9 protein-coding genes are annotated in these 13,651 nt (G+C 63.5%); 8 read left to right on the top strand and 1 reads right to left on the bottom strand.

The window, feature by feature from the left end; genetic code table 11:
* Positions 1 to 87 precede the first annotated feature (87 nt).
* Positions 88 to 1,890, top strand: coding sequence for an acyl-CoA dehydrogenase (locus tag ACF8GB_RS16905; RefSeq protein ID WP_058638899.1), 1,803 nt, complete (start codon positions 88 to 90; stop codon positions 1,888 to 1,890).
* A gap of 18 nt (positions 1,891 to 1,908) precedes the next feature.
* Here ACF8GB_RS16905 and ACF8GB_RS16900 read toward each other — a convergent pair whose 3' ends face one another.
* Positions 1,909 to 2,832 carry a DMT family transporter gene (locus ACF8GB_RS16900; protein WP_058638898.1) on the bottom strand — a complete coding sequence of 308 codons (924 nt, stop codon included), beginning with the start codon at positions 2,830 to 2,832 and terminating at the stop codon, positions 1,909 to 1,911.
* Between the two features lie 259 nt (positions 2,833 to 3,091).
* Between ACF8GB_RS16900 and ACF8GB_RS16895 the strand changes: the two genes are divergently transcribed.
* From ACF8GB_RS16895 to yccS, 7 genes are all read left to right on the top strand, one after another.
* Positions 3,092 to 3,982, top strand: coding sequence for a LysR family transcriptional regulator (locus ACF8GB_RS16895; protein WP_392527343.1), 891 nt, complete (start codon positions 3,092 to 3,094; stop codon positions 3,980 to 3,982).
* Positions 3,983 to 4,100: 118 nt separating this feature from the next.
* A complete protein-coding gene (locus ACF8GB_RS16890; protein WP_058638896.1) occupies positions 4,101 to 5,543 on the top strand; it encodes a TldD/PmbA family protein in 1,443 nt (480 codons plus the stop codon).
* Positions 5,543 to 6,862 carry a TldD/PmbA family protein gene (locus tag ACF8GB_RS16885; protein WP_392527342.1) on the top strand — a complete coding sequence of 440 codons (1,320 nt, stop codon included), beginning with the start codon at positions 5,543 to 5,545 and terminating at the stop codon, positions 6,860 to 6,862. The genes ACF8GB_RS16890 and ACF8GB_RS16885 overlap by 1 nt, the downstream gene beginning before the upstream one ends.
* A 100-nt stretch (positions 6,863 to 6,962) precedes the next feature.
* Entirely contained in the window at positions 6,963 to 8,390 is a 1,428-nt protein-coding gene (mdtD, locus tag ACF8GB_RS16880; RefSeq protein WP_058638894.1) for a multidrug transporter subunit MdtD, read from the top strand.
* 112 nt (positions 8,391 to 8,502) lie between these two features.
* Entirely contained in the window at positions 8,503 to 9,840 is a 1,338-nt protein-coding gene (gene dbpA, locus ACF8GB_RS16875; protein WP_232105913.1) for an ATP-dependent RNA helicase DbpA, read from the top strand.
* A gap of 147 nt (positions 9,841 to 9,987) precedes the next feature.
* Positions 9,988 to 11,169: an NAD(P)/FAD-dependent oxidoreductase gene (locus ACF8GB_RS16870; RefSeq protein ID WP_058638892.1), complete on the top strand. Its 1,182-nt coding sequence runs from the start codon at positions 9,988 to 9,990 to the stop codon at positions 11,167 to 11,169.
* 124 nt (positions 11,170 to 11,293) lie between these two features.
* Positions 11,294 to 13,492 carry a YccS family putative transporter gene (gene yccS, locus ACF8GB_RS16865; protein ID WP_100850665.1) on the top strand — a complete coding sequence of 733 codons (2,199 nt, stop codon included), beginning with the start codon at positions 11,294 to 11,296 and terminating at the stop codon, positions 13,490 to 13,492.
* Positions 13,493 to 13,651 lie beyond the last annotated feature (159 nt).

Below are 13,651 nucleotides of genomic sequence, written 5' to 3'. Positions count from 1 at the left end.
TGACTGAACATCATCTGAATCAATCATGGTAGCCAGCCCTGTTCGGCCAATCCTAGACTCGCACCAAGCCCGCTCTAGGACCGCCCCATGCCCGAGACCCTGCTCAGCCCTCGCAACCTGGCCTTCGAGCTCTACGAAGTCCTCGACGCCGAAGCCCTGACCCAACGCCCGCGCTTTGCCGAGCACAGCCGTGAAACCTTCGACGCTGCGCTGACCACCGCGCGCACCATCGCCGAGAAATATTTCGCCCCCCACAACCGCAAAGCTGACGAAAACGAACCGCGCTACGTAGACGGCCGCGCCGAGCTGATCCCTGAGGTCAAGCCTGCAGTGGATGCATTTCTTGAAGCCGGGTTTCTCAACGCCAATCGCGACTTCGAGGTCGGGGGCATGCAGTTGCCCAGCCTGGTGTCACAAGCCTGCTTTGCCCATTTTCAGGCGGCGAACGCCGGCACCACCGCCTACCCGTTTCTGACCATGGGCGCGGCCAACCTGATCGAGAGCTTCGGCAGCGAAGAACAAAAGCGCCTGTACCTGCAGCCGATGATCGAGGGCCGCTACTTCGGCACCATGGCCCTGACCGAACCCCACGCCGGCTCATCGCTGGCTGACATCCGCACCCGCGCAGAACCGGCCGGTGACGGCAGCTACCGGCTCCGGGGCAACAAGATTTTCATCTCCGGCGGTGACCATGAGCTGTCGGAAAACATCGTGCACATGGTCCTGGCCAAACTGCCGGATGCCCCACCGGGGGTCAAAGGCATCTCGCTGTTCATCGTGCCCAAGTACCTGGTCGGGCCCGACGGCAGCCGGGGCTCGCGCAATGACGTAGTGCTGGCGGGGCTGTTTCACAAGATGGGCTGGCGCGGCACCACGTCCACGGCGCTGAACTTCGGCGACAACGGCCAGTGCGTGGGCTATCTGGTCGGCCAGCCACATCAAGGCCTGGCCTGCATGTTCCAGATGATGAACGAAGCACGCATCGGCGTCGGCATGGGCGCGGTCATGCTCGGTTACGCCGGTTACCTGTACTCGCTGGACTATGCGCGGCAGCGCCCACAGGGCCGATCAGCCGAAAACAAGGACCCGCAAACCCCGGCCATCCCGATCATCGAGCACACCGATGTCAAAAGGATGCTGCTTGCGCAAAAGGCCTATGTGGAAGGCGCTTTCGACCTGGGCTTGTATGCGGCGCGCCTGTTCGACGACACCCACACGGCGCCCGATGAAGACACTCGCCAGCAGGCCCAGGCGCTGCTCGACCTGTTGACGCCCATCGTCAAATCCTGGCCCTCGGCGTATTGCCTGAAAGCGAACGAACTGGCCATCCAGATTCTCGGCGGCCACGGCTACACCCGGGAGTACCCGGTCGAGCAGTATTACCGTGACAATCGCCTGAACCCCATCCACGAAGGGACCGAGGGCATCCAGTCGCTCGATTTGCTGGGCCGCAAGCTGGCCCAGAACGGGGGTGCCGGGCTCAAGCACTTGATGCGCCTGATCGCTGTCACTGGTGAGCGCGCCAGCCATCACCCCAACCTCGACCCGCTGCGCCAGCCACTGGAACAGCTGGTCAATCGCTTGCAAGGTGTCACCCTTGCCCTGCTCGGCGACCTGGCCCAGGGCAAGGTCGCCGGCGCCCTGGCCAACTCGGCCCTTTACCTCAAGGTCTTCGGCCATTGCGTGATTGGCTGGCGCTGGCTGGAACAGGCGATTCATGCCGAACTCGGTCTGCTTCAGCGCGCCGCGGCTGACCGCGACTTCTACCTCGGCAAGCTGCAGGCAGCCCGGTATTTCCTGACCTGCGAAATACCGGGCTGCCATGCAGACCTGGCCTTGCTTGAAGCGCGCGATGACACCAGCTTGAACATGCAACAAGAGTGGTTCTAGAAAGTGGCCTTGGCCCGCTCATCGTTGCGGGCACTCCCCTGCTGACGGCACACGTCGAGCGGTGCGGGTGATGGCAATGCCAGTGGCGACTATCGCGATACCCAGGTAGGTCGTCCAATGAATGGCATCGCCGAACATCAACGCCGCCCAAATGAGCGTTACAGGGGGTTCCAGGTAAACCAACGCGGACACCCGTGTTGCCGACAGTTTGGTCAAGAGTATCCACAGGCTCAGGTAGGCGATGAAGGTCGAAAACAAGGTCAACCACGCCACCGCCACCCATACCTGAGCACTGCTGGGCAGCTCGATCAGGCGCAACGGCACTCCTGTGACACTGAGCAGTACCAGCGTCGCGCTCGATTGCAGGAAGAGCGGCATCAACAAGCCCTCTTTACTGTGATCCGTGCCCATGACCGACTGTCGCCGTTGGTAAAGGGTGGCGATCGATAACGTGATCGCGGCAATCAGCGGCAGCGCATACAGCCATAGCTCGAGCCGAGTGGAAGACAGGCTGTACTCACCAAGAATCACCACACTGACCCCGGCAAACCCGAGTACCAGCCCAAGCCACTCCTGCCTGCCGCTTCGCTCCTGCTGATCCGCACTACCCATCGCCGCCGTGATCAGGGGCTGCAGCGCGCAGATGATGGCGGCTATCCCCGCAGGCAAGCCACCGCGTATGGCAATGTAGACACTGATCAGGTAAGCGAACTGAGCCAGGAAGCCGATGACCGCGTTGTAGCGAACTTGCGCCCAGGACAGGTTACGTAATCGATGCAAAACAAACGGCAATAAACAAAGACTGACCAACAGGAAGCGCCAGAACAGCAAGTTCACTGCGCCTGCATCCTGCGTGCCGAGCCGGGCGCCAATGAAACCGGAACTCCAGGACAGGACAAAGGTTGTTTGCAGGAAAATGTGGGAGGGCCAGTTATGTTGCATCTCTACACCTCCAAATGACGCGGGCGATGGTAAAGAGTGGATTTACGGCCACCCACCTCTACCCGATCAGCCAAGCGCTCATTAAACAAACTCAGCCTCTTGGCTAGGCGCAGAGCGCAGGCACGCTGTTATCCGGTGCCCGCTGCCTAGGCATTTCGGCAGTTGGACATTCGTTGACCTCACCTTAGGAAGGGGTATAAAGCCTGTACAGTTGATTAAATCGAAGTGCTGATTCGATCCAGCCAAACCAGGTGCTTTCATGGGCAAAGGTCTAGATATCAATGTGTTGCGAACTTTTAAGGCCGTGGCTCGACTCGGTCGTTTCAACGCAGCGGCAGACTATGTCCATCGCAGTCCTTCAGCGGTGACCACGCAGATACAGAAGCTCGAAGAGCAGGTTGGCCAACAGCTGTTTGCGCGCAGCAACCAGGCAGTGGAGCTCACCCCCGCAGGCCGGCATCTACTGGGCGAGGCGACACGCTTTCTGATCGCCCACGACAAGCTGCTGGCGACGCTGTCCCCCCGGCAACTGACAGGTAAAGTCCGTCTGGGGGTACCGGATGGCTATGCCGCCACGCTCATGAGTGAATGCCTGCCGGTATTCGTTGCCAGTAATCCGAAGATGGAGCTGGAAGCTGTGGCGTGCTCCAGCGCGCAGTTGCTGGACCTGTTTGCCAGGCAGCAACTAGACCTGGCCGTGGCGGTCAGCAGCGAGCACATCCAACAGGGTGACTGGCTGCGCCCCACAAAACCCCGTTGGGCCGCCGCGAAGGGCTTCATCCGCGATCACAGCCGCCCGCTACCTCTGGCATTGCAGCTAAAGGGCTGTCCCTACCGGGAGGCAGCGGTACAGGCATTGAAAGCCGAAGGCATTGCGTACCGTATCCTGCTGGAAAGTGCCAACTGGCATGCGGTACTGGCCTGTGTCAAAAGTGGCCTGGCAGTTGGCATCGTCGAGGAACTCGAAGCCGACGACTCGCTCGTCTTTTTGCATGACCAGGACCTGCCGACGCTTCCCGCGCACGGCATCTACCTGTTGACAGACACCGCGCACCCTGTGGCCGTGCATTTGCACGCAGTGCTCAAGGCTGCGATTCAAAAAGAAGCCGACTCAGAGTTCGCCGCAACGCAAACGCCCGTTAATGCCTGACCAGCACATCAGTAGGCTGCCATAATGACCCGGCATTGCCCGAGCCCGCAGCGCGGCCCGTCTCGGCATTGCCCAGCGCGTGGTTCCAGGGAGCCACCGTGTATCCGGAGGCTTGTCCATGTTCGATTCCAGCACCCTGCTGCGCCAGCGCTTCGCCGCCCTGCGCAGCACGGCCGATCTGTTTTCCTTGCGCCATGTCAGGCAGTCGCACCAGGCATTGTCCGTGCGCCGCAACGTCGCCGAACCGCCTGCCTTGAGCCAGGACGAGGGCGCCATGCTGACCGTGCGCATCAACGGTGTGGAGGCCTACGCCGCCACGGCCGATCTGTCCCAGAGTGGCCTGCAGCGCGCATTGGAGCAGGCTGAAACCCTCGCTCGACAGATTGCCCGCTACAGCCTGCTGGACCTGCGCGAACAGCCTGTGCCGACCGGGCGCCACGATTACCTTTCGCCTCATTTCGACCAACCGATGCCGGGCCTTGCCGACTGCCTCGGCTTGCTCGCCGAAGAGTCGGCCAGCGTGCCGTCGGACTCGCGCCTGGTGGACTGGCAGGCAAGCCTTGGCATGAGCCTGGTCGAGCAGACTTACCTGAACTCGGCCGGTGCCGAACTGCGCCAGGCCCAGCGCTTTCTGTTCCCTGGCCTGGCCGTGACGGCCAGCGATGGCCAGGACAGCCAGAGCCGCAGCCTGGGCAGGGAGAACTTCGGTCAGCAGGGCGGCTTCGAAATCATCGAGCGCTGCGGCCTGAGGGGCTCGGCCCGGCAGGTTGCCGACCAGGCCCTGCAATTGCTGCAGGCGCCCAACACGCCCAGCGGTGTACGCGACCTGCTGTTGATGCCTGACCAGATGATGCTGCAGATCCACGAATCCATCGGCCACCCCTTGGAGATGGACCGCATCCTGGGCGATGAGCGCAACTACGCCGGTACCAGCTTCGTCAAAGCCAGTGACTTTGGCCAGTTGCAGTACGGCTCTTCCCTGCTGAACGTAACCTTCGACCCGACCTTGAACGAAGAGCTGGCCAGCTACAGCCACGACGACGATGGCACGCCGGCCAGCAAGCAATTTCTCATTCAGGACGGCGTGCTGCTGCGCCCGCTGGGCGGTGCCCTTTCCCAGTTCCGCTCTGGTCTTGGCGGCGTGGCCAACAGCCGCGCCTGCGGCTGGAACCGGGCGCCGATCGACCGCATGGCGAACCTGAACATAGAGCCGGGCGACCAGTCCCTGGATCAGCTGATCGCAGGTATCGAGCATGGCATCCTGATGCGCACCAACCGGTCCTGGTCCATCGACGATGCGCGCAACAAGTTCCAGTTCGGCTGCGAATGGGGCCAACTGATCGAGAATGGCGAACTCAAGGGCATCGTGAAGAACCCCAACTACCGCGGCATTTCCGCACGGTTCTGGCGCAACCTGGCCGCCGTCGGCGACCGCAGCACCTTCCAGGTCCTGGGGACGCCCAATTGTGGCAAGGGCGAGCCCAACCAGGTGATCCGGGTTGGGCACGCCTCGCCAGCTTGCGTGTTCAGCGCCATCGACGTGTTTGGAGGAGATGCATGATGAAACAGGCCTTCCAATCCCTCATCGACACCCTGGGCGCTGCCCTGCAAGCAGGCGAACACTACACCCTGGGGTTGAGTGCCGAGCATTCGCAGTTCGTGCGCTTGAACCATGCCAAGGTCCGTCAGGCGGGCGAGGTGAGCCAGGCCAGTGCTCACCTGCGCTTGATCCACGCTGGTCGTCAGGCTGAGCAACAAGTGACCCTTAGCGGTGATGCGCACCTGGACCGCCAGCGCCTGCTCGATGCCCTGTCGCAACTGCGCCAGATGCTGCCGCTACTGGCGGCAGACCCGTACCTGAGGCTGGATGAAAGTGCCTGGCGCAGTGATAGCCAACAGACGCATGCTCTGCCCGACCTGAATGAGGTGCTGGCCCTGCTGGAACAGGAAACCGGTGACCTGGACCTGGTCGGCATTTATGCCGCAGGCCCGATCTGGCGGGGTTTCGCCAGCTCGTTCGGCGCCTTTGGCTGGCACCAGGCCAATAGCTTCAACATCGACTGGAGCCTGTTCCACGAGAGCGGCCAGGCGGTCAAGGCCAACTATGCCGGGCAGGTATGGCGTGCCGACGACTTCACCGCCCGCCTGCGTCAGGCTCGGGCGCAGTTGGGCTACCTGGGGCGTGCGCCGGTGGTACTGCAACCGGGCAGCTACCGCGCCTACCTGGCGCCAGCGGCCATGGACGAAATCGCCGGCATGCTGTGCTGGGGTGGCTTCTCGGCGCAGGCCCTGGCGACCGGCAGCAGTGCCCTGCAGCGGTTGTACAGCGGTGACGCCACCCTGAGCCCACTGATCAGCTTCACCGAGCAGGTCAGCGGCTCACTGAGTCCAGCGTTCTCCGACGAGGGCTCACCGCGCCTGGACGTGGCGCTGATCGAGCAGGGCAAGCCAGCACGACGCCTGGTTTGCGCGCGCAGCGCGGCCGAGTTCGGGGTGTTGGCCAACGGGGCCGACAGCCACGAGTCGCCCTGCGCGCTCAGCCTCGCACCCGGCCAATTACCCCGTGAACAGGTTCTGGAGCGGCTAGGCACCGGCCTGTACATCAGCAACCTGTGGTACTTGAACTACTCCGACCTGCCCGCAGCGCGCATGACCGGCCTGACCCGCTTCGCCACGTTCTGGGTGCAGGACGGGCAGATCCAGGGGCCGGTCAACACGATGCGCTTCGATGACAGCCTGTACAACCTGCTGGGCGAGCAACTGGAGGCGTTGACGTGCGAGCGGGAGCTGATTCTGTCGACCAGCACTTACGGGCAACGCAGTACCGGATCGAGTCATTTGCCCGGCGCGCTGGTCAAAGCGCTGACGCTGACATTGTGATTGGATTTTGCCGGCCACCTCACGGCGGTAGCCACGCCTGCCCCGCCCCGTAGGCGCGGCGCTTGCCGTCGAGAGGCCAGTACAGACAGACGAGGACGTCATGCCCGAACGCAACCCGCTCGACCCCATCACCGCCCGCTGGCTGCCATGGGTGGTGGCGATCGCCTTCTTCATGCAGTCGCTGGACGGTACCATTCTCAACACCGCGCTGCCCGCCATGGCCCGCTCCCTGGCCGAAGACCCCTTGCGCATGCAGGGTGTGATCATTTCGTACATGCTCACCGTGGCCTTGCTGATCCCCGCCTCGGGCTGGATCGCCGACCGTTTCGGCACCAAGCGCATCTTCTTCAGCGCCATCCTGCTGTTCAGTTTCGGCTCGTTGCTGTGCGCAGTGGCCAACAGCCTGGGCTTTCTGATCTTCGCGCGGATCGTGCAGGGGCTCGGCGGGGCGCTGATGCTGCCGGTCGGCCGGCTGGTGGTGCTGCGCGCCTACCCTCGCACCGAACTGGTGCGCATCATGAGCTTCATCACCATCCCTGGTCTGCTCGGGCCATTGCTGGGCCCGACGGTAGGTGGCTGGCTGGTGGAGATCCTGAGCTGGCACTGGATCTTCCTGCTCAACTTGCCGGTCGGCCTGCTGGGCTGTTACGCCGTCTGGAAGTTCATACCCGACCTGCGCGGCGCCGAGCGCACTACGTTCGACGGGCCGGGCTTTTTGCTGTTCGGCGCCGCGATGGTGCTGATCACCATCGCCATGGAAGGCCTGGGCGAGCTGCACCTGCCGCACTTGCGCGTCATGTTGCTGCTGTTCGCCGGCATGGCCTGCCTGGCGGCCTACTGGCTGCGAGCCGGGCGCGACCCGGAGCCGTTGTTCTCTCCCAGCCTGTTCCGCGTACGTACCTTCGCCATCGGTATCCTGGGCAACCTGTTCGCCCGCCTGGGCAGCGGTGCACTGCCGTTCCTGGTACCGCTGCTGCTTCAGGTAGCGCTTGGGTATTCACCGGCCCAGGCGGGCATGAGCATGATCCCCTTGGCGGCGGCGGCCATGGTCGCCAAGTCCGTCGCCAGGCCGCTGATCGAACGGCTCGGTTACCGCATCATCCTGACTGGCAACACGGTGCTGCTGGGCGTGCTGCTCGCTGGCCTGGGCCTGGTGGACGAGCAGACCCCGTACTGGTTGCTGCTGGTGCAACTGGGCCTGCTGGGCGCCGTGAACTCCCTGCAGTTCACCGCCATGAACACGGTGACGCTGATCGACCTGGACGATGCCAGCGCCAGTAGCGGCAACAGCTTGTTGTCGGTGGTCGCCCAGCTGTCGCTGAGCCTGGGGGTGGCTTGTGCTGGCGCGCTGCTGGGCGGCTTCACGGCAGCAGGCAGCGCCGAAGGCGTGGAAACCACCCTGGGTGCGTTCCAGCTGACGTTCTTCACCATCGGCATCATGGCCATGCTGGCGGCGGCCATCTTCCTGCAACTGGCGCCGACGGACGGAAGGCGTGCCCGTCGTCCGGAAGAGCACGTGGAGTCTTAGGGCGAATGGCGTCGGGGCTGGTAGACTGTGCAGCATTTTTCGCTTCGCACCGCAGGCCCGCCTCGTGACCACCGATTCCACCGCCTTTGCCACCTTGCCGTTGTCCGCCGCCATGCTGGCCAACCTGGACGCTCTCGGCTACACCTCGATGACGCCGATCCAGGCCCAGAGCCTGCCGGTCATTCTCAAGGGCCAGGACCTGATCGCCCAGGCCAAGACCGGCAGCGGCAAGACCGCCGCCTTCGGTATCGGCTTGCTCAACCCGATCAACCCTCGGTACTTCGGCTGCCAGGCGCTGGTGCTGTGCCCTACCCGCGAGCTCGCCGACCAGGTGGCCAAGGAACTGCGTCGCCTGGCCCGTGCCGAAGACAACATCAAGATCCTGACGCTGTGTGGCGGCGTGTCGCTGGGCCCGCAGATCGCCTCTCTGGAGCACGGCGCGCACATCATCGTCGGCACCCCGGGCCGCATCCAGCAGCACCTGGACAAGGGCACGCTGGTTTTGGGCGGCCTGAACACGCTGATCCTCGACGAAGCCGACCGCATGCTCGACATGGGCTTCTTCGATGCCATCGCCAGCATCATCGCCAAGACCCCAGCGCGCCGTCAGACCTTGCTGTTCTCCGCCACCTATCCCTCTGGCATCAAGCAGCTGGCGGCCGATTTCATGCGCGACCCGCAGCAGGTCAGAGTCGAAAGCCTGCATACCGACAACCAGATCGAGCAGCGCTTCATCGAAATCGCTCCCGAACAGCGCCTTGAAGCGGTTACCCGGGTGCTGGGCCATTATCGCCCGCAGTCCTGCGTGGCATTCTGCTTCACCAAGCAGCAGTGCGAAGACGTGGTGGCCCACCTTACGGCCAAGGGCATCGTGGCCCAGGCGCTGCACGGTGACCTGGAGCAGCGTGATCGCGACCAGGTGCTGACCATGTTCGCCAACCGCAGCAGCTCGGTGCTGGTGGCCACCGATGTGGCCGCCCGTGGCCTGGATATCGACGGCCTGGACATGGTTATCAACGTAGAGCTGGCGCGTGATGCCGAAATCCACGTGCACCGCGTGGGCCGCACCGGCCGCGCTGGCGAGAAGGGTATCGCGGTCAGCCTGGTCGCACCTGCCGAAGGCCATCGCGCCCAGGCCATCGAAGCCTTGCAGAAGAGCCCGCTGCGCTGGGACCTGTTGGACAGTCTCAAGAACAAGGGCGGTGAGCCGCTGCTGCCGATCATGAGTACGCTGTGCATCGCAGCCGGGCGCAAGGACAAGCTGCGCCCGGGCGATATTCTCGGTGCGCTGACCGGTGATGCCGGTATCCCCGGCAAGCAGGTGGGCAAGATTGCGATCTTTGATTTCCAGGCGTTTGTGGCGGTGGAGCGGGCGCTGGCCAAGCAGGCCATGCAACGCTTGAATAGCGGCAAGATCAAGGGCCGCTCCCTGAAAGTCCGCATCGTCTGACATTTTTTCGGGCCGCGTTGCAGCCTATCGCAGACAAGCCAGCCCCTACAGGATCATCACAGGCCTCCAGCCAGTTGCCGTCCCTGTAGGCGCTGGCGTGCCTGCGGTGGGCCGCAACGCGGCCTCGGCTATTGATGAGGTAACACCGTGCACTCCACCGACGTGATCATCCTGGGCGCAGGCGCTGCCGGCCTGATGTGTGCCCAGCTCAGCGCCCGCCGAGGCCGCCGGGTCCTGCTGCTCGACCACGCCAACAAGCCAGGCAAGAAGATCCTGATGTCCGGCGGCGGGCGCTGCAATTTCACCAACCTGTACACCGAGCCGAGCAACTTTCTTTCGCACAACGCGCACTTCTGCAAGTCGGCCCTGGCTCGCTACACCCAGTGGGACTTCATCGAGCTGGTGTGCAAGCACGGCGTGCCCTACCACGAAAAAAAGCTCGGCCAGCTGTTCTGCGACAACAAGGCCAGCGACATCCTCGACATGCTCCTGGCCGAGTGCGACGAGGCCGGCGCCCAGATTCGCATGCACACCAGCATCGAGCAGATCGACAAGACCGACAACGGCTACCTGCTGCAGACCAGCGCCGGCCCATTCGCCTGCCAGTCGCTGGTGATCGCGACGGGTGGTCTGTCCATCCCGACGTTGGGTGCGACCGGTTTCGGCTACCAGGTGGCCCGACAGTTCGGCCATACCTTGCTGCCGACCCGCGCGGGCCTGGTGCCATTCACCATCACCGAGCCCCAGCTCAAGGCCATGTGCACCGAGCTGTCCGGCACCTCGCTGGACTGCACCGCCAGCTGCAACGGCACCAGCTTCCGTGAAAACCTGCTGTTCACCCACCGGGGCCTGAGCGGCCCGGCGATCCTGCAGGTCTCATCGTTCTGGGAAGCCGGCGATACGCTTGAGATCAACCTGCTGCCTGACCGCGATGCGCTGGACTGGTTGCAGACCCAGCAAACCGAGCGCGGCAATGCTGAACTCAAGACCGTGCTGGGTGAGGTGTTCACGCGCAAGCTGGCCACTTTGCTGGCCGAGCAGTGGTTCGAATCCAAGCCGATGAAGCAGTACACACCGGCTGAACTGGCCCTGATCGCCGACAAGCTGGCACGCTGGCAACTGGTGCCTGCCGGCACCGAGGGTTACCGCACTGCCGAGGTGACCCTGGGCGGTGTGGACACCCGTGAGGTCTCGTCCAAGACCATGGAGTCGCTCAAGAGCCCGGGGCTTTACTTCATCGGTGAAGTGCTGGACGTCACGGGGCACCTGGGCGGCTTCAACTTCCAGTGGGCTTGGGCATCGGCCAACGCCGCAGCGCAGTTCGTCTAGGGTAGAATCCACCGCGCAGCACGGAACGCTTCTTGCTGGCACGTGCTCAATAGCGGGTGGCGGGGCGCCTGGCGGCCCCGCTCATCGCTACGGTATTTCTACGATCACTGCCCGGCAGGCCATCATGTCATCGAGCTCGTTACGTCATTCACTGCGTCGCCTGTGGGGCCAGGACAAGTTCAGCTATAGCATCAGGGTGACCATTGCCCTTACCGGCAGCCTTGCCCTGTGCTGGCACCAGAACGAAATGGCCCTGCTGATCCCGTTGTTTCTGGGCATCATCGCCAGTGCCCTGGCTGAAACCGACGACAGCTGGCAAGGCCGCCTCAGCGCCCTGGCGGTCACCCTGGTCTGTTTTGCCATCGCGGCGCTCGCGGTCGAACTGCTGTTCCCCTACCCCCTGATCTTCGTCTGCGCCCTGGCCCTGGCAGCGTTTGCCTTGACCATGCTGGGCGCCCTGGGCGAGCGCTACGGCGCCATCGCATCGGCAACACTCATCACGGCGGTCTACACGATGATCGGCGTGGACCAGCGCGGCGGGCAGGTGACGGACTTCTGGCACGAACCCATGCTGCTGGTGGCAGGCGCGGCCTGGTATGGGCTGCTCTCGGTGCTGTGGCAGGCGTTGTTCTCCAACCAGCCGGTGCAGCAGAGCCTGGCGAAGCTGTTCTTCGAACTGGGCAGCTATCTCAAGCTCAAGGCCAGCCTGTTCGAGCCTGTCCGCACCCTGGACGTCGAAGCACGTCGGCTCGAACTCGCCCAGCAAAATGGCAAGGTGGTGGCGGCCCTCAACGCGGCGAAGGAAATCATCCTGCACCGGGTGGGCAACAGCCAGCCCAACTCCAAGGTCAGCCGTTACCTGAAACTCTACTTCCTGGCCCAGGACATCCATGAGCGGGTCAGCGCCTCCCACTACCCCTACAATGCACTGGCCGAAGCTTTCTTCCACAGCGATGTGATGTTCCGGTGCCAGCGCCTGCTGCGTAAGCAAGGTGCCTCGTGCCAGGAACTTGCACGCTCGATTCGGTTGCGCCAACCCTTCGTGTTGGCCAGCGGCTTTACCGAGGCACTCGAAGACCTCAACGCTTCGCTCGAACACCTGCGCGGCCAGAACAACCCGGCCTGGCGCGGGCTGCTGCGTTCATTACGTGCACTGGCGGCCAACCTGGCCACGCTCGATCGCCTGCTCGGTGCCGCAAGCAACCCTGACAGCCTGGCCGATGCCAGCGACAGCAGCTTGCTGGACCGCTCGCCGCGCTCGCTCAAGGACATGGGCAAGCGCCTGCGTACGCAATTGACGCCCACCTCGCTGTTGTTCCGCCACGCCCTGCGCCTGCCGCTGGCCCTGTCCATCGGTTACGGCATGGTGCACCTGATCCACCCGACCCAGGGCTACTGGATCATCCTGACCACGCTGTTCGTGTGCCAACCCAACTACGGAGCAACCCGGCGCAAACTGGTGCAGCGCATCATCGGCACTGCCGTGGGCCTGACCGTCGGCTGGGCGCTGTTCGACCTGTTCCCCAACCCGGTCATCCAGTCGCTGTTCGCGGTCGTGGCGGGGGTGGTGTTCTTCGTCAACCGAACCACGCGCTACACCCTGGCCACAGCTGCGATCACACTGATGGTGCTGTTCTGTTTCAACCAGATCGGCGACGGCTACGGGCTGTTCCTGCCGCGGCTGTTCGACACCCTGGTCGGGAGCCTGATCGCCATTCTTGCCGTGTTCCTGTTCCTGCCCGACTGGCAAGGCCGCCGCTTGAACAAGGCCTTGGCCAACACGCTGATCTGTGCCAGCGAGTACCTGCGCCAGATCATGCAGCAATATGCCTACGGCAAGCGCGACGACCTGGCCTATCGCCTGGCGCGGCGCAATGCCCACAATGCCGATGCGGCCCTGTCGACGACCTTGGCTAACATGCTCATGGAGCCTGGCCACTTTCGCAAGGAGGCCGATGTGGGCTTCCGCTTCCTGGTGCTGTCGCACACCCTGCTCAGCTACCTGTCGGGACTGGGCGCCCACCGTGACACGGCTCTGCCGGCCGAGGCACGGGAGCACTTGATCGAAGACGCAGGCAGCCGCCTGGCAAACAGCCTTGAGGAAATAGCCAATGGCCTGGCGGCGCGCTCACCGGTAGCGATTCACAGCGATGCCGAAGAAGCGCTTGCCAACGCCTTGGAGCAGATGCCCGAAGAGGTGGATGAACATCAGCGCCTGGTACAGACGCAACTGGCACTGATCTGCCGCCAATTGGCTCCGCTGCGTACGTTGGCGGCGCATTTGATCAAGAAGGATGCTCCGGCAGGTGGCGCTTCGCGTTAGGTCTGGAGCAAGGATGAATAGCTTTGATTAGTCTTCGCAGGCTTGCGAATCTCCAGGGACAGCGGATTGGTAGGGGCTATGCAATAGCCTGATATTTCAGCTTCGCAGCGCATACTGCCGGGGCCGCTTTGCGGCCCATCGCGGCCGGTCCGGCGCCCC

The sequence above is a fragment of the Pseudomonas sp. xss_4 genome, assembly GCF_043104125.1.
GTDB lineage: Bacteria > Pseudomonadota > Gammaproteobacteria > Pseudomonadales > Pseudomonadaceae > Aquipseudomonas > Aquipseudomonas parafulva_B.
Note: the sequence above shows the minus strand (reverse complement) of the source record. Positions and strands in the feature narration are given on the sequence as shown.

What these genes read in the sequence shown, in the direction of transcription:
- yccS (WP_100850665.1), top strand. Translation starts at nt 11,294, where the DNA reads ATGTCATCGAGCTCGTTACGTCATTCACTGCGTCGCCTGTGGGGCCAG.
- ACF8GB_RS16905 (WP_058638899.1), top strand. Translation starts at nt 88, where the DNA reads ATGCCCGAGACCCTGCTCAGCCCTCGCAACCTGGCCTTCGAGCTCTAC.
- ACF8GB_RS16895 (WP_392527343.1), top strand. Translation starts at nt 3,092, where the DNA reads ATGGGCAAAGGTCTAGATATCAATGTGTTGCGAACTTTTAAGGCCGTG.
- ACF8GB_RS16885 (WP_392527342.1), top strand. Translation starts at nt 5,543, where the DNA reads ATGAAACAGGCCTTCCAATCCCTCATCGACACCCTGGGCGCTGCCCTG.
- ACF8GB_RS16890 (WP_058638896.1), top strand. Translation starts at nt 4,101, where the DNA reads ATGTTCGATTCCAGCACCCTGCTGCGCCAGCGCTTCGCCGCCCTGCGC.
- mdtD (WP_058638894.1), top strand. Translation starts at nt 6,963, where the DNA reads ATGCCCGAACGCAACCCGCTCGACCCCATCACCGCCCGCTGGCTGCCA.
- ACF8GB_RS16900 (WP_058638898.1), bottom strand. Translation starts at nt 2,832, where the DNA reads ATGCAACATAACTGGCCCTCCCACATTTTCCTGCAAACAACCTTTGTC.
- dbpA (WP_232105913.1), top strand. Translation starts at nt 8,503, where the DNA reads ATGCTGGCCAACCTGGACGCTCTCGGCTACACCTCGATGACGCCGATC.